Source organism: Butyricicoccus sp. AF35-5AC (assembly GCF_003477715.1).
GTDB classification, from domain to species: Bacteria; Bacillota; Clostridia; order Oscillospirales; family Butyricicoccaceae; genus Agathobaculum; species Agathobaculum butyriciproducens.
The window spans coordinates 59355-76116 of sequence record NZ_QUDX01000007.1; the positions used below are offsets into that span (position 1 = coordinate 59355).

The 16762-nt window shown below is 54.0% G+C and carries 11 protein-coding genes and 1 pseudogene; 4 read left to right on the top strand and 8 right to left on the bottom strand.

Annotated features, from left to right (window positions below):
* Positions 1–109 precede the first annotated feature (109 nt).
* The gene (locus DWZ82_RS10110) at positions 110–340 is read left to right on the top strand and encodes a hypothetical protein (RefSeq protein WP_243022929.1); all 231 of its coding nucleotides are present in this window, start codon (positions 110–112) and stop codon (positions 338–340) included.
* Positions 341–596: 256 nt separating this feature from the next.
* Here the strand turns inward: DWZ82_RS10110 and DWZ82_RS10115 are convergent, their stop codons facing one another.
* From DWZ82_RS10115 to DWZ82_RS10130, 4 genes are all read right to left on the bottom strand, one after another.
* On the bottom strand, positions 597–2042 hold the full coding sequence (locus DWZ82_RS10115) for a TrkH family potassium uptake protein (RefSeq protein WP_118480595.1): 1446 nt from the start codon (positions 2040–2042) through the stop codon (positions 597–599).
* Positions 2039–3409, bottom strand: coding sequence for a Trk system potassium transporter TrkA (gene trkA, locus DWZ82_RS10120; RefSeq protein ID WP_118480597.1), 1371 nt, complete (start codon positions 3407–3409; stop codon positions 2039–2041). Before trkA ends, DWZ82_RS10115 begins: the two co-directional genes overlap by 4 nt.
* A gap of 243 nt (positions 3410–3652) precedes the next feature.
* A complete protein-coding gene (locus tag DWZ82_RS10125) occupies positions 3653–4501 on the bottom strand; it encodes a hypothetical protein (protein WP_118480599.1) in 849 nt (282 codons plus the stop codon).
* A 122-nt stretch (positions 4502–4623) separates the two neighbouring features.
* Positions 4624–6351: a phospho-sugar mutase gene (locus tag DWZ82_RS10130; RefSeq protein WP_118480601.1), complete on the bottom strand. Its 1728-nt coding sequence runs from the start codon at positions 6349–6351 to the stop codon at positions 4624–4626.
* A gap of 330 nt (positions 6352–6681) precedes the next feature.
* Between DWZ82_RS10130 and DWZ82_RS10135 the strand changes: the two genes are divergently transcribed.
* Positions 6682–9261, top strand: coding sequence for a X2-like carbohydrate binding domain-containing protein (locus tag DWZ82_RS10135; protein WP_158575181.1), 2580 nt, complete (start codon positions 6682–6684; stop codon positions 9259–9261).
* Positions 9262–9515: 254 nt separating this feature from the next.
* On the opposite strand, the gene DWZ82_RS10140 is transcribed toward DWZ82_RS10135, so the two are convergent.
* The 3 genes and pseudogenes from DWZ82_RS10140 to DWZ82_RS10150 all read right to left on the bottom strand — a co-directional run bounded on the left by DWZ82_RS10140 (position 9516) and on the right by DWZ82_RS10150 (position 13937).
* On the bottom strand, positions 9516–12083 hold the full coding sequence (locus tag DWZ82_RS10140; RefSeq protein WP_147358590.1) for an S-layer homology domain-containing protein: 2568 nt from the start codon (positions 12081–12083) through the stop codon (positions 9516–9518).
* Positions 12084–12511: 428 nt separating this feature from the next.
* Positions 12512–13668, bottom strand: a pseudogene (locus tag DWZ82_RS10145) (IS256 family transposase); the annotation flags it as partial.
* A gap of 29 nt (positions 13669–13697) precedes the next feature.
* Positions 13698–13937, bottom strand: coding sequence for an S-layer homology domain-containing protein (locus tag DWZ82_RS10150; RefSeq protein WP_118480607.1), 240 nt, complete (start codon positions 13935–13937; stop codon positions 13698–13700).
* A 326-nt stretch (positions 13938–14263) separates the two neighbouring features.
* On the opposite strand from DWZ82_RS10150, the gene DWZ82_RS10155 reads away from it, so the two are divergent.
* Positions 14264–14521: a hypothetical protein gene (locus DWZ82_RS10155; protein WP_118480609.1), complete on the top strand. Its 258-nt coding sequence runs from the start codon at positions 14264–14266 to the stop codon at positions 14519–14521.
* Positions 14509–15102 carry a stalk domain-containing protein gene (locus DWZ82_RS10160; protein ID WP_118480611.1) on the top strand — a complete coding sequence of 198 codons (594 nt, stop codon included), beginning with the start codon at positions 14509–14511 and terminating at the stop codon, positions 15100–15102. The genes DWZ82_RS10155 and DWZ82_RS10160 overlap by 13 nt, the downstream gene beginning before the upstream one ends.
* Before the next feature lie 45 nt (positions 15103–15147).
* Here DWZ82_RS10160 and DWZ82_RS10165 read toward each other — a convergent pair whose 3' ends face one another.
* Positions 15148–16521, bottom strand: a complete 1374-nt coding sequence (locus DWZ82_RS10165) for an S-layer homology domain-containing protein (protein ID WP_118480613.1) — start codon at positions 16519–16521, stop codon at positions 15148–15150.
* Positions 16522–16762: the final 241 nt, after the last annotated feature.

Here is a 16762-nt window from a genome sequence, read left to right on the forward strand (position 1 = left end):
GGATAAAATGCGGCAAAAAACACCCCGGTTTTGTCACCTGACAAAACCGGGGAGAAAGGCGCAGCCGTACTTTTCCGCCCGTGCGCGGAACCGTGCGGGCAGAGCACGGATGAGTGCGGCACTGCTTTCGTTTGCGCGCATGCTGCTTGAGCAGGCAGATATCATGCAGGAGCACTTCGGCGTGGGCCCAAAGCGCGTGCCCAAGTTCTGCGTGTCATGTCAGCACTATTCGTTCGCAGTGAACGCATTCGTCGAGGTTGTCAAGGAGTACGACGCAGACCGGTACGGTTTTATCCTGCGGGAAACACAGACCGGAAGTGCATCACGCTCGATGAACTGAAACCCTATCCGTATCTGATTTTTGAGCAGGGAGACCGCAATTCCTTTTATTTTTTCGAGGAACTGCTCAGCATGCTCGATATGCCGAAAACCATTATGTTACCCAAAGAGATAGATACCCCTGAGCAACCGGAAAACCCCATCTCGACATATTCTGCCGCGATGATTCAGGTGTGTCGGTGGAGCACCGGAACGATTTGTGGTCGGTCGATATGCACGCAAAAGCCGCTAAACGGTATACGTTTAGCGGCAGTTTTTTATCGGTTTCTTCTCCACGTTTCCGGCGCAAACAGAAGAAGCATGGGGAACAGCTCCAGACGACCGGCGAGCATATCGAAAGTCAGCACGATTTTACTCAGCGGGTGCAGTGCACCGAAGTTGGCTGCAGGACCGACCTGATTGAGTCCCGGACCGACGTTATTGATGCAGGTAACGACCGAGGTGAAGCTGGTTACCATATCCTCACAGTGCAGACTGACAATGAGGACGGAAGTGGCAATGACGATCAGATATGCCACAAGAAAGGCGTTGACCGAGCGCATGACCTCATGCTGGACGCGCTGTCCGTCCATTTTATGCACGCGCACCAGACGCGGATGAATCAGCGACATCATTTCCTTCTTTACGCCCTTGAACAGCAGCAGGATGCGCGAGCATTTCATGCCGCCGCCGGTCGAACCGGCACACGCGCCGATGAACATCAGCAGCACAAGCAGCAGCTTGCTGAATGCAGGCCACTGGTTAAAGTCCACGGTTGAAAAACCGGTGGTCGTGATGATAGACGCAACCTGAAACAGGGAGTGGTGGAAGCTCTCGCGCAGCGAACCGAAGCAGCCGCGCACGTTGAAGGCGATCAGCGTGGTAAATACGGCAATCACGCCGAGGTACACGCGAATCTCCTCGATTTTGAACAATTGCTTGAATTTACGGGTCAAAAGCAGAAAATACGCGTTGAAATTGATGCCAAAAAGGATCATAAAGACCGAGATGACATTCTGCAGGTAGGCGCTGTTGTAGTGCGCGATGGAATTATTCCAGTTGCCGAAGCCGCCGGTGCCGGCCGTGCCGAGCGAAACGCAGATGGCGTCGAACATCGGCATGCCGCCGAGCAGCAGCAGAATAATCTGCAGAACGGTCAGTCCAAAGTAAATCGCGTACAGGATAAGCGCGGTATCGCGCATGTGCGGCGATATTTTGGAGACCGAGGGTCCCGGGCTTTCCGCGCGCATCAGATAAATGGTCTGACCGCCTGCCAGCGGCAGGACGATCAGCATGAACACCAGAATGCCCATGCCGCCGACCCAGTGCATCAGGCAGCGCCATAGCATAGAGGCATGCGAAAGCGCCTCCACATCGCCGAGAATGGTAGCGCCGGTGGTGGTGAAGCCGGATGCGGCCTCGAAAATCGCATCTACTGCGAACGGAATCTCGCGGCTGAGCACGAACGGCAGGGCACCGGTCACGGCCAGCACCAGCCAGCACAGCGCGACTGCCACAAAGCCTTCGCGTGCGTAGAACTTGGTGTTTTTCGGCTTGTATTCACACAGAATGCCTGCGCCGACCATACAAATCAGTGCCGTGGCGATATAGGCAGGCAGCTCGGGTTCACGGTAAATGACCGCGGTAAACGCGGGCAGCAGCAGGAACAGGGACTCAATGCCCATCAGCCAGCCGATCAGATAGCGGACGATTGCGAAATTCATTTTTCGCGCCCTCCGGCTGTCGGCAGGAAGATATCCTGAAGGTCGTTCATGCCCTCGAAGGTGGAAACGACGATAACCGTATCGCCTTCATGCAGCACATCGTGGCCGCGCGGAATGATACGCTTGCCTCTGCGGTTGATGCAGCACAGCAGAACATCCGGACGAATCGGCATATACTGCAGGGGAACACCGGTGAGATGGTGCGCCGCAACACGGAACTCAAGCGCTTCTGCGCCGTCCAGCTGATGCAGGGTCTCCACGTTGGAGCCCATCGAGTTCTGCATCGCGCGGGTGTACTGGCTGATCAGCTCGGCGGTGGTCTGCTTGGGGCGAATCACCTTGCCGATCGGCATGCTGGCAATGACTTCCTCGAAGTTCACACGGTTGACCTTGGTGAACAGCTTCGCACGGGAATGACGGCCGGCGTGCAGCGCAAGCAGGATGTTCTCCTCGTCCATGCCGGTGAGAGCCGCGAAGGCCTCACAGGTTGCCAGACCCTCCTCATCGAGCAGGTTGCGGTCGGTGCCGTCGCCGTAGATGATGGTCGCGTGCGGGAGCATTTCGGACAGTGCCTCGCAGCGCTCGAGTTTGTTTTCGATAATCTTGACTGAAATGCCGGAATCCAGCAGGATTTTCGCAAGAAAGTACGAGATTTTTCCGCCGCCGACCAGCATCGCGGAGGAAATGCGCTTGACCGGCAGACCGACCTTCTCGAAAAATTCGTTCTGCTCACGGCGCGGAATGATAACCGTGATGTTGTCGTTTTCGCGCAGGATGAAGTCACCCTTGGGAATATAGGTCTGGCCGTCACGGCGGACCATACACAGCAGCACGTCCGTGCGGAGCAGCGGATTGACCTCGCAGACCGCCATACCGTCCAGGCGGGACTCGTGCGGGATTTTGAGGTCGAGCAGCTCGATGCGTCCGCGGGCAAACGTGCTGACGCGGATGGCCGACGGGAATCGGATCAGACGCGAAACAACACGCGCGGTGGACAGCTCGGGGTTGATGACCATCGAAATACCCAGCTCATCGCGGATAAAGCCGAGGTCGGATACATATTCCGGATCGCGCACACGCGCAATGGCGTGGCAGCCGGATGCTTTACGAGCGATCAGGCAGGAAAGCAGGTTGATTTCGTCATGGGTGGTAACGGCGATGAGCAGGTCGGTATCCTGCACGCCGGCTTCACGCAGAACGTGATAGCTGGTGCCGCTGCCCTTTACTGTAGCAAGGTCGTACATATTGGAAAGCTCGTTCAGCCGGCGTTCGGACAGGTCAATCAGTGTCAGGTCGTGTCCGGCCGCGCTGAGCTGTCCTGCCAGCTCCGAGCCGACTTTGCCGCAGCCTACAATAATGATGCGCATAGCGCACCTCCGATCTATTTCTCTATAGCTGTGCTCTGTTGACACAGTCTTGATACGCATATAGCGATTATAGCTGTTTGACCGAGAAAAAGCAATATCCAGACAGGAATTTTGCAGGAGTTTAGCGGAAAACCGACAGATAGGGAGAAATGGTCGGTGTATAGCTGATAATAGTATGCCCGAAAAAAAGGAAAAACCACCCGAACGGGTGGTTTTCACTGCGGATTAAAGTTCCGCGACAGGTCACTTAAACTGTGTATAAGTGGTATCGCTTGCGTAGCCGTCACTGTCGGTCTGGTGCATGGAGACCAGATTGCCGTTATCATCAAAGGTACGGGTATCGGTTGAGAGGGTGCCGCCTTCGATGGTCGAGCGGGTGGTCTGCGTTTTGCCGTCCACCGAGTACACGGTGAGCACTTCTAACACGATGCCGCTCTCGTCTACGGTGACCGACTGGATGAGCCGTCCCTGACTGTCGTAGCGGTTGTCGGTGGAGGAGGTGATATTGTCCTCGCCCTCGTAGGTGCGGGAGGACAGCACGTCGCCGTTGGTGTTCATGCCCATGCGGACGACCATCAGCTCGTTGCCGTCTGCGTCGTAAACCGTGTTGACGGCAGAGGACTGACCGTTGTCAACCTCGGTGTAAACCGTCTCGGAGGAGACCGAAAGTTCGCCGTCCTCGTAGTTTTCCGTGCGAAGAACGCGGTTTTTGTCGTCATAGCTGCGGCGGTATTCCGAAGTAGAGTTGTTGGTCTTGTCGGTGGTGATGGCATCTGTGCAGTTGCCGTTTTCGTCGTAGGTGTAGTCCGTATAGGTGAAATTGAGCGGTTCTTCCTCGCCTTCCACGGTCTGCATGGTGTAGGAGCGGAAGGTGCTGCCGTCCTTGTCATGGCAGTTGACCGTGTAGCTGCGGTTGCCTTCCTCCGTGCGCAGCTCCAGTTCGTAGGAGGCAGCACGCGGCAGAACGGAAGCCAGCTGTGTCGGCACCTGCTCCATCACGGCAATGCGGCATGCAGGCGTGCGGTCATACGCGATGGTGGCACCGAGCACGATGACCGTGCTTACAATACAGGAAATAATGCGTTTGATCATATTTTTGTTCCCCTAAAATAATTAAGGTATAATAATTTCGGTAATCAAGGTGATTCCGGAAAAATGCAGCCGAACCGGAATTCGGCTGCATTCAGCGTTGCTGGATTTTTACTGCAGATGGCTTACTTTACGATTTCCTTCGCTGCAGCGGTCAGAGCCTCGACCTTTTCTGCGGCCTCGGCCTTGTTCTCGCCCTTGGCCATGATGTAAACCTTGACCTTCGGCTCGGTGCCGGACGGACGGATGATGAAGGTTGTGCCGCCCTCGAGCTCGTAGTACATCACGTTCTGACCCTTAAGCTCCATCGGCTCGGACTTGCCGTCTGCCATGCAGGTGCGGGTGCCCGGCATATAGTCGCGGGTGTAATCGATCTTGTGGGTGCCGATCTGGGTCAGCGGCTTGTCGCGCAGCTCCTGCATGAGTTCCTTCATGCGCTGCAGGCCGGAAACACCCGGCATAACGATCGAAACGGTCTGTTCGCAGTAGTAGCCGTACTTTTCGTACATCTCTTCCATTGCGTCGTACAGGGTCTTGCCCTGGGTGCGGTAGTAAGCTGCCATCTCGGCGATCAGCATGGAAGCGGTAACGGCATCCTTGTCGCGGGCGTAATCGCCGCACAGGTAGCCGTAGGATTCCTCAAATGCGAAAATGTACTCGTGCGAGCCGTCCTGCTCGAACTGCTTGATCTTCTCGGCAAGGAACTTGAAGCCGGTGAAGGTATCAAAGCACGCAACGCCGTTCTTTTCAGCCGCCGCGCGTGCCATCTCGGTGGTAACGATGGATTTGAGCACCGCCGGATGGGCAGGCATAGTGTTCGTCAGCTTCTTTGCGGTGATGATATAATCGGTGAGCAGCACACCGACCTGATTGCCGGACAGGGTGACATACTCGCCGGACTTGTCCTTGAGGACGATGCCGGTACGGTCGGAGTCCGGGTCGGTGCCGATGATCAGATCAACATCGTTCTGCTTTGCCAGCTCGATGGCGAGCGTAAAGCCTTCCTTGTACTCCGGATTCGGGTTCTTAACGGTCGGGAAGTCGCCGTCGATCTTCATCTGCTCCGGCTCACAGATAATGTGCTTGTAGCCCAGACGGCGCAGAATCTCGGGCACCAGACGGTAGCCGGCACCGTGGAACGGCGTGTACACCAGCTTGAACTCATCGGCAACCTGCTTTACACAGTCCGGATTTACCGCAACCTTAATGACTTCGCCGAGGTAAGCCTCGTCGGTCTCCTTAGACAGAATACGGATCAGACCGTTTTTGACGGACTCATCGTAGTCTGCAGTTTTTACACCGGTGAAGATATCGGTCTTTGCCATTTCGCTGGCAACCACGTCTGCCTCGGCCGGAGGAAGCTGTGCGCCATCCTCCCAGTAAACCTTGTAGCCGTTGTACTCCTTCGGGTTGTGGGAAGCCGTGATGTTGATGCCTGCGATGCAGCCGTAGTGACGGACAGCGAAGGACAGCTCCGGGGTCGGACGCAGCTCATCGAACAGCAGCGACTGGATGCCGTTTGCGGCCATGATGCACGCAGACTGCTTGGCGAACTCGGCCGAGAAATGGCGGGAGTCATATGCGATGGCAACGCCGCGGTCCATTGCGGCCTGACCGTTCGATACGATCAGGTTTGCCAGACCCTGTGCAGCCTGACCGACGGTAAAGCGGTTCATGCGGTTGAGGCCGACGCCCAGTACACCGCGCAGACCGGCTGTGCCGAACGACAGCGGCGCAAAGAAACGGCTTTCGATCTCTTCCTGATTATCTGCAACAGCAGCCAGCTCGGCATGCTCGTCCGCAGAGAGGGCAGAGCAGTCCAGCCAACGCTTGTATTCCGACATATAATCCATTGGTATCACCTCATCGTGTTAGTTGGCGCATCGCCGCTTTCAGCCGACGGATTGCCACTATCTAAATTATACAATATCCGGCTGTCAATGCAAGGGGTTTTGCGCGAATTTGTGAAAAGATTCCATGAAGCGGAGTAATGATATACAAAACGGCAGAGCAGAAATTGTACGTTCTGTGAGGATACCGGAAAATTCTGCGAAAATGCGGAACCAAAACCGGCAGCAGGCCGTCTATTTAGTCAAAAGCCCTGTCTCGAGATAAAAATAACAGTACACAAATAAACAAAAGAATGGTAGAATAAAGGTAAATTATAATAAGAGGTGATAGCTTTGAAAAAAGTCCTTTCCGCCGTACTGACAGCGGCGCTGCTGGTCAGTACCGTGCCGGCTGCCTTTGCGGCTTCGGATATTGATGGCCACTGGGCAAAGTCCTACATTACTGAGCTGCATGAAAACGGCATTATCAATCCGTCTGCCAGCACGGGCAACTACGGTCCGGATGACAAGGTAACGCGCTGGGAGTTCATGCGCTATATCAACCGCGCGTTCGGCTTTACCGAAAAGGCGGATATCAGCTTCTCGGATGTCAATTCGAGCGATGTTTTCTACGAAACCGTGCAGATTGCGGTCAAGCAGGGTTATATCAACGGTGTCGGCAACAACCGTATGGCGCCGGAGGGCACGCTGACCCGTGAGCAGGCGGCAACCATCCTCGGCCGACTGCACAAGTACACGCCGACGGCTGATCTGTCTGCGCTGGATATGTTCTCTGATCGGGCCAAGCTGAGCGATTACAGCAAATCCTACGTTGCGGAAGCGGTCAAGCAGGGTTATATCAACGGCTACACGAACGGTACCTTTAAGCCGCAGGGCACGCTCAGCCGAGGTGAAATCGCCAAAATGCTGTACGGCTATATGGGCACCTCGCTGAATAAGAACGGCAACGTGTGTTCGCAGGCTACGCTCAAGAGCGATACCAAAAACGTTACGATTTCCGTACCGTGCACGCTGGCCGATGCGGATATCAAGGGCAATCTGTACATCACCGAGGGCGTTCTGGCGGGCAATGTAACGCTTGAGGATGTCACCGTTGCGGGCGATATCATCGTCAGCGGCGGCAATGTAACGCTGGACGGTGTTTCCGCACTCGAGATGGTCGTCTCCAATCCGACCGGACTGACCCCGCAGGTCATTGCGACCGGCAACACCAACATCGGCACCACCGAGGTAAAAACCTCTGCAACGCTGACCGAGAGCAATCTGGCAGCGACTGCAGGCGGCTTCTCCGATCTTAAAATGAACGGCAGCAGCGTCAGTCTGACGCTGGATGCAGCTGTCTGGGACGTTGCCAATGAGCAGACCGGCACCATCCTGACGACCGGCAGTACCTCCATCAGCACGCTTACCGCGAACGGAAGAACCACTGTCACCGGCGGCGGCTCGGTCCAGAAGGCGGTGCTCAACGCCAACGGCTGTGAGCTGACCATGCAGCCGACCAGCGTTGAGCTGGCGAGCGGCGTTACCGCGAAGATTGCAGGCAAGGATATTGCGGCGTCCACCAGTGTTTCGGTTTCTCCGTCCACGCTGTCTATCGACGTGAACAACAAGGACGCGATCGCGTTCTCCTACGAGTTCACCTTCAACGCGGACAAGAACGATCTGACCCGTGTTTCGGTCAACGGCACCAATCTCAAGCAGGGCACGGATTACAACCTGCTGAGCGATAAGAACGGCATCCGTGTGTACAAAACCTATCTGTCCACGCTCAAGGCGGGCACCTACACCGCAGAGCTGACCTTTGAGGACGGCTCCAAGGCAGCCATCGGTCTGGCGGTCAGCAATTCGGCGCAGAGCGCAGTCAGCCCGAGCCAGATTACCTTTGACAAGTACGAGCAGTCCGCAAACTATGCCGATCAGACCGTAAACGTTGTTCTTCCGGCGGGCACGCGTCTGGATTCCGTCAAAATCGGCAGTACGGTGCTCGAGCGCGGCACGGATTACACCTATAATGCAGCGAGCGGCACGATCCGTCTGCTCAAGGAGACGCTTGCCAAGAAGAGCAAGGGCACTTATACGGTTACATTCGTACCCAATCAGGGTTCGTCCTTTACCTGCTCGCTGAGCGTGGTAGATACCGCGCCGGTGAACGAAGTACAGCCGTCCACGATCGATTTTGACGCGAACACCTCGTCCGGCGGCTACGCCGATCTGGTGGTAACGCTTAACATGGTAGACGGTGCAAAGCTCAAGAATATCCGCTCGAACGGCAAGACGCTCGAGGAGAACTGGCAGTACAAGATCGAGGGCAGCAAGGTCACGATCAACAAGTCTGCGGTTGCGGAATTCGGCAAGAGCGGTGCATCCTACGCGGATTTCGTTTTTGTGATGAGCAAGGGTCAAAGCCCGACGCTGCGTGTCAACTACGTTACCACTTACGCGCTGACGGCTTCCGTGGTCGATGATCTCGGTCTGCCGATTTCGGGTGCGTCCGTCACCTTCACGCCTTCGGACGCGGAGAGCGGCACGGCAGCGCAGACGCTGACCACCGGCTCGGACGGCACGGCAACCGTTTATGTCAAGCGCGGCTCGTACGTTGTAACGGCAACGCATTCGCGCTTTACTGCGGCGGTTACGCAGACGGTCAAAATCTCTGCAGGCCGCACGGTCAAGCTGACCGGCGAGATTCTCGAGAATGTACAGCTGGTTGTCACCAACGCGTACGGCGCGCCGCTGTCCGGTGCGGTTGTCACGGTTGGCGGCAAGAGCATCACCACCGGCACGGACGGCACGGCGTCGTTCAGCCTCAAGCGCGGCAGCTATGTGGCGCAGGTGGCGTGCACCGGCTACTCCGCACAGAGCGTACAGCTTTCCGTAACCGATTCGATTCGTGAGCGCGTACAGCTCAAGTAATTTCTCAAAAATGCAAGCCGCCCGGTTTTCCGGGCGGCTTTTTTGTGCGCTTTTACAGGCGAATGAGGGATAGGGCGTAAGGGCGTCAGAACGGCGCACAGCGGCTTGCGGTTGGGCGCGATAGGGAATAAGGGCGGCCTGCGGCACGGCGCAGAGCGGCGGCAGACCGCTGGTGGGTGAGGGGATAAGAAAACCCCCGAGGAGATTTTCCTCGGGGGTTCCTTTACGTAAAATCGAATCGCGGGATTCGGAGATTACTTGGTGATGTCGCCGTCAACGTCAACGAAGATTGCAACAACATTCTTGGTGCTGTTGTTATCCTCGAATACGATGTAAGCATTCTTAAGCTTCTTAACGCCATCATACTCGATTGCGCCGTTGTTATCAGCAGCCTTATCATCCTCAGCACTTACGTAGATGATCTTAACATCATCGTCAACCGCCTTGGTGATCAGCTTAGCCTTGTCGCCGATATCATTGGTCTTATCCCAGTAAGATACGATCTGACCCTTTTCATCGTACTCGTCGATAGCAGCCATGGTGCTCGGCTTGTGGTAGTCAGTATTCTCGTTCTTCAGGTAGATAGTGATATCAGATGCAGAGTATACCTTATCAGAAGCCTCATCGAAGCTTACCAGATAGCCTTCCTTCAGAGTGGAGTCATCACCCTCGATCAGAACGGTCTTCTGAGTGTTGGTGTCAACATCAACAGTGTAGGAGGTGTAGGTGGTGTCATCAACCTTAGTCGTGCCGTTCTCCTTGGAGACGATACCGTAAACGGTGTCGGAAGAAGCACCGGACGGCTTGGTGGTGAGAGTTGCATATGCTGCAACAACCTTGTTATCGTCGGTGATAACACCGTAATAACCATACTGAGCCAGATCGAAGGAATTCATGTTGCGAGCGGTGTAGGTGTAGAAGTCACCAGCAGTAGCCTTGGCATCCTTTGCCGGAGTAGCAGTCTTATTTACAAACAGGACTGCATCAGAAGCTGCAACCTTGCTGTTAAAAGACTTGGTATCCTTATTGTAGAGGTTGGTGATCTTGGCATCTGCCTGCGTCGGAGCAACTACCTTGGTGATCTTGATCTTGCCGTTATCAACGTCAGAATACTTGATCAGAGCGCCGGTCTCCAGAGCAGCAGCCGTTACCTTGGTAGAGCCATCGGTGGTGGAATCCTTGTGAACCTCAACCTTAACCTCAGAGCCGTCAGCCTTCAGAATCTTAACTTCCAGAGCGTCAAAGCCGCCGGTCAGAATACCGCCATTGTTGCTCTCAACAACAGCATAGTTCTTAGCGCCCTCAGAGGTCTGCTTAGCAGCGTAAACAATACCGCCGATGGTGTACAGAATGTAGGACTCGCCGATCTGATCGGTGAAAGAGGTTTCAAAGTCAGAATCAACAGCGGTGGTAGCCAGAGAAGCGATATCGTAGGAAGTGCCGTCAATGCTTACCTTGCTGGTGCCCTTGAAGCTGGTCAGCTTGCCCTCAACGGTAGCTGCCTTAACAACAGTGCTCTTAGCAGCAGAGTTGGTAGCCTTGGTGTTGTACAGAGTGGTAACAACAACGATATCGTCCTTCTTAACGCCGTCGTAAATGTCGTTATCCTCAAACTTGATGGTACCAACGCCGTTGTTGATGGAAACCTTCTCGCTGTTTACAGCAGTAACGCGAGCCAGCTTGGACTCAACAACGTAAGCCTTTACGATATCACCGTCATCGTTGCAGATGAACTTAACAGTGTCAGCGGAAGTAGCCTTCAGCTTGGAGATCATGTCATCAGCAACCTGATCAGCGGTCATAGCTGCAGCAGCAGTATCCTTCTTAGCGCCGTAGTTGTAGTTGATGTACTCGTCGTCCTTAGCAATCTTTGCTACATCGTAGTTCTTATCGCCAAAACGAACAGTGCCAGCGTCCTTCTGGGACTGCAGATCATCCTTGGTGATGTTGTAAACCTTGGTCTCGCCGGTTACATAAACGCCATAGATGGTGTCCTTCTTGTCCGGCTTGTCAGCGGTGCCGCCGGTAGCGTCCTTAAACAGAACGGAAACTTCCTCGCCGATGTAGGAGAGGTCCAGCTTGCTGTACTTGAAGTCAGCATCCTTCTTTGCAACATCCTTGCCGTCCGGAGTGCCGCGTACGCGGATCAGACCGGTATCCAGCTTGCAAACATCCTCGTTGCCTTCGAAGGTGCCAATCCACTTCTTCATGCTCATGTACTTCTCGCCAACGGTCTCCAGCTTGTCAGTGCCAAGCAGGTTCATGTTGGTGTACTCGCCGTCACGCAGGGTAACAGTGTGAGCAAAAATGGTGTTGTAGATCAGCTGTGCAGCGTACTGACGCGGGCAAGCAGAGGTGAACGAGGTGTTTACATCGTCCAGCAGGCCGTTCTCGTCAGCCAGTGCGTTGGTCTTTGCAGCCCAGCTGGAACCGGTCAGACCAGCCTTAGTTGCGTCGTAGCCGAGGGTTACGAGCAGTATCTTAGCAGCTTCCTGAGCGGTTACCTTGTCGTTCGGGCAGAACTTGGTGTTGCTCTTACCAGCAATGATGCCCAGAGACTGGCGGTACTTGATGTAGCCGCGTGCCCAGTGGGAGCCAATGTCGGTGAAAGAGGTCTTGTCGTCGTTGTACGCAGAAGCGTCAGAATTACCGGTGCGCAGAACGTAGATCATCTTCGCCATCTCCGCACGGGTTACGGTACCGTTCGGCTTGAAAGAGCCATCGTCGTAGCCGTTAACTACGCCCAGCGATACCAGAGTGTCCACAACTTCGGTGTCAACCTTAATGTCAGCCGAATCCGTGAACGCTGCACCAGCAAACATGGTGAATGCGCAAGCAAACGCCAGTACCAGTGCAAGAACCTTTTTGAGATTCGCGGGAAAATCGCAAAAAGACTTTAAACACCTGAAAATGCCGGAAAATAGACGGTGCATGCAACAATTTCGCAAAAACAAAACCGCTGCAAACATCCACAAACTGGATATCTGCGGCGGAATATGTACCGAAAAATCAACAGAAAAAATTTTAATATTGCTTCACAGCCTGAAACCGCCCATTGGGACTATCCCGAATTCTGTGTAACCGCCCAAATGCGGTGTAAAATAGAGCTTAATATTTCAAGGCGGGAACGGCGTTGGCTGCGCCCGCCTTGTCTACAACATAACGCCGACATGGGCGGAAGTCAAGGGGCACCCTCGTCCATTGGAGCCTCGGCGGCGGCGCAGCGCCCCTTGCCCTTCGAGCCGGATTGTTAATCCGGCATCCGATCCTCAAAATAGATTGCCAGCTGGGCATGAATCATGCTCCAGTCCTGTTTGCGGCCGGTCCACTTTTTCGTGATGTCGATCATCGCCAGATACAGCATTTTGAAAAGGCTGTCATCGGTCGGAAACACGGATTTCGACTTGGTTACCTTCTTGAGCTGACGGTTGAATCCTTCGATAGTGTTGGTTGTATAGATCAGCCGCCGAAGTGCCTGAGGAAACTTAAAATAGGTACTGAGATTTGCCCAGTTATCCCTCCACGACTGAGAAATCTTAGGATATTTCTTGTCCCAGTGTTCTGCGAACGTGTCTAACGCAGCCAAAGCAGCCGGTTCATCTACCGCTGCGTAGACTGCTTTCAAGTCAGTCATAAGTGCCTTCAAATCCTTGTAGGAGACATATTTGCTGGAATTTCGAAGCTGATGGATGATGCAGTTCTGGATTTCCGTCTTGGGATAGACCGCCTCGATCGCCGCAGAAAAACCGGTCAAATTATCCGTACAGGCAATGAAAATATCCTCGACGCCCTGATTTTTCAGGCTGTTCCGTACGGTAGCCCAGAATTTCGCACTTTCGTTCTCGCCAACCCACATTCCCAGAACATCCTTCCGACCATCAAGATCAATACCGATGGCGATATAGACGGCCTTCTTTACAATCTGTCCTTCACTGCGGACATGGTAGTGAATCGCATCCAGAAAAACAACCGCATAAATGGACTCCAGCGGCCTCTGCTGCCACTCTTTCGCTACGGGAAGGTTTGGAAGGTTTTATCTGTGATACGGCTTACTGTGGTATCAGAGACATCTACGCCGTAAATATCCTGAATATGTGCTTCGATATCGCTGGTCGTCATGCCCTTGCATACATCGACAGAATCTTCTCCTCGATGTCCTGGCTGATGCTGGTCTGATTTTCCGCAGCACCTTGGGGTCGAATTCGCTCTTGCGATCCCGCGGCACAGATACCTCTACATCGCCAAAACTGGTGCGCAGGGTTTTGCTGCTGTGCCCGTTCCGGCTGTTATCCGTTCCTTGTTCTTGTAGTCATACCGGTTGTAGCCCAGCTGATCGTCCAGCTCGGCCTCCAGACCGTTTTCCATGAACTCCGCGATAGTGTCCTTGAACAGTTCCTGAATGTCATCCTGCTTCTATTCTACACCTTGTTGGAGGTTTACACAAAGTTTGGGATGAAGTCCGCCCGTTCCACCGTTACAACAGCCTGCTCCTGCGTATACCCATCCTTAGGACGGAACCGGTTATTCTCCTTGCCCGGCATAATGCCGATCTCGCGCATCGCATACACACTGCTGCGTGCCCAATCGCCAAGCTGGGTATCATCGGCGTTTGGTTTATCGCTTGCAGCACCGACTCCCGCCGCCATGCTGCTTGCGATCAGCGCGGCTGCACACAAATAACGCCGTTTTTCATAAAAAATACCTCCTGCCTGTGAAGTTCTTCACTTACTATAACCGTTAGACGGGGGAAGTGTGACAAAGTTCTCTCAAAAACTTATTTTCGTGTCACAGTTGACAGGGACAGAAGGGTTATATACTATATATTGTATATAAATTCATTTGGCAAGGGGATAGGGAGCATGAAAAAACGAATGGTTATGCTGCCCGTGCTCGTGCTGTGCGGCTGTATGCCGATGCAGATACCGCATTGCTCGGTATCGTCACCGGCTGCGAGAATGGCACGTTTCGGCTGACGCGCGAGCTTTCGCATTAGGAGGCAGCAGTGATTCTGCACCGACTGTACAACGTGCTGTGCGGTACGGTTTCGAGCGGAAATTCTGCGAAAATCTATGCCGACAACGGCAGTATCGGCCTTTGGGCGAAGGATTCGGTTTACGCGATGCAGCAGGGCGGCATCCTGCAGGGCAAGAGCGGCAGCAAATTCTGCCCGAAGGATGGCTGCACCATCGAGCAGGCGCTCGTCACCATGCTGCGCATGACACAGAGACGTAATCAGGGAGGAAAATCATGCGTATTGTGAAAAAATACTGGCTGCCGCTGCTGGCGCTTGTGCTTGCGATTGGACTGGCGGCCTGGCGAATCGGCTATCTGGAGCGGACGAACACGTCGCTCAGCATAGAAATCGGCAGCAGGGAAGCCCTGCAGAACGGTGAACCGATCACGCTGGAGAATCCGGTTATTCTGTACAAAAACGAGCCATATATCCCACTTTACGAGGTTGTAGAGCGCCTTGGCGGTACGACAGACGGCAAAACCTACACACTGCACGGTGCTGAGACCGCTGTCTCCGGCGTGGAACGAAATGGTGTACTGTACACACCGTTTTCGTACCTGTGGGACAGTCATATTCCGCAGATACGGTGGGATAAGAGCCGTAATCGCGTTATTATCACCGAGGCACCGGATGAAATTCCACTGACCCGTCGGTGGCTGTTCTGGCGGCACAAAACCGTGCGCGGACTGCGTGTCGGAGACAGCGAAGCACGGTTCCTCGATCTGTACGGCTCACTTGACGCACGGGACGAAATGATGATTGACTTGCTGCATGTCACCATCGAAAACGGTGTCGTCACCGAGATTTCCATGGGACGTTATGAGTAAGCAAAAAGGACTTCGTAAAAACGAAGTCCTTTTTGGTATGGCTGGTTATTTGATGATTTGATACATGCGCTCGATGGTCACAATGGACTGCTCTGCGGTGTAGCCGTCGGTTGGGCAGAACCGATTATTTTCCTTGCCCTGCATGATGCCGGTCTGGCGCATGGCGTAAACGCTGCCGCGTGCCCAGTCCCCAAGCTGTGCATCATCGGCGTAGGCAGGGTCGACAATCAACTCGGTCTGGCCGCCGAGTGCTGCGTACAGGCGGTCGAGCATGGTGGCCGCCTCCTGGCGGGAGATGGTCTTGTACGGACGGAAGGTGCCGTCCTCGTAGCCGGTGACAATGCCGAGTACGGCGGCATTGTTCACGTTCGGGTCGTCCCTGCAATCGGTGAACTTGGTTTCCAGAGCCGGAATCTCCTTGTTGGGATAAATCTTGTTGTACAGGTTCATCGCCAGCATGGTGAAGTTTTCGCGGGTAATGTCCAGCTTGGGATAGGAGAACGACTCGGTGAGACCGTGCTCTTCTGCGGCAGCGACTTCGGTCTTGGCCCAGCTGCTGTACTCCTTGACGTTTGCGGGCAGCAGGGTTTCGCCGCCCTTGCCATCCAGCAGATAAGATTTTGTGCCTCTGCTGCGTGTGCCGATAAAGTGCTGATCGTACCAGAAAATCTGGTTAAAATCATGCTTGCCGACAAATTTTCCGGTTTTCGGGTCGAACAGACCGCAGGTGCCGTTGCCGTCCGCGCCTGCCTTGCCAACACGTTCCCACTTAGTGCTTCCAGTCTTGGCGATGAAGAAATCAGCGTACCAGTCCGGTACCATGTCGATGTCGTCGAGAATGATGTTCATGTCTTTGTCGGCCAGAGCAAAGAAGGTGACATCTTCAATCAGTGTAGCCGGACCATCGGCAGAATGCGAATCATATACTGGCTTTTTCACATTTTTGTAGAGTATGAACACATTGCTGTTCGGCTCATACGTTGCAAGCTCATAACCGGACGGCAGCTTCATCGGCGTCAGCTTGCCGGTTTCATCGGCGAACCAGTAGCTGGGGTGATGATCCGCATCGTACTGGCTAACCAGTGTTTCCGTGCCGCCAAGCGGAATATAATAATCGTACTCCACCGGAACGACCAGCTTTCCGGTCGTTTTGTCCAGAATACCATACTTGTGTGTGCTGTCAGCTGTTAGGTTAACCAAATACTGTTTCGCGTTGAGGTTCGAGAGGATAATCTCACAGTTTTCACCGGTAAAGCCGAGTGTTTTCAACTGACCGTAATCCTTGATCTCCTGCTGTACCTTAGTCATAGCCGATTGCAGCGTATCCTGTGCCGAACTGGACAGTTCCGCCGCCTGTGCCGAGAACAGCAATGCACCGCTTACCACAACACCGAGTAACGCCTTCTGAAACCGTTTCATATTTTTCCTCCTTTTCACTGTTAATGCTTATACTCTCTATCCTGTATATGACAATAACAAATGCCATCGACAGCACGGCTGCTGCTGCGGTGGGGGAATTGCCATATATTAGCTTAGACGTTTGTTCCGTATGGTTTGTTCCGCATGTTTCAAAAATTTTTTCTCTGACATCGAATTGGTACGTCAAATGCATAGCCGGAACGGCATGAAAAGCGTATCGTATGCTCATTTCTGCACAGGA